At 65.0% G+C, this 317-nt stretch carries 1 protein-coding gene; it reads right to left on the minus strand.

The window, feature by feature from the left end; all coding sequences use genetic code 11:
* The coding region (locus tag ACYPXD_RS21810) for an MFS transporter (RefSeq protein ID WP_459715818.1) at positions 1 to 317 on the minus strand (317 nt) is incomplete at both ends.

The following is a 317-nucleotide window of genomic DNA, read 5'->3' on the forward strand; positions in this document are numbered from 1 at the left end:
AGCAGCAGCGCCGGCGCGAGCACCCCGATCTCGGCGTACGGCGGCAGCACCGCAATGACCAGCGAGCCGCCGCACATCATGAATACCGACACCATCATCGCGAAGCGCCGGCCGCGTTTGTCGGCAAGACGACCGAAGAACCAGCCGCCGATCGGTCGCATCAGGAAGCCCGCGGCGAACACGCCCGCGGTGTTGAGCAGCTGTGTGGTGGTATCGCCCTTCGGGAAGAACGCGGGCGCAAAGTAGAGCGCGCAGAACGAGTAGACGTAGAAGTCGAACCACTCGACGAGATTGCCCGATGAAGCGCCGACGATCGC

Source organism: Paraburkholderia sp. 2C, assembly GCF_054589215.1.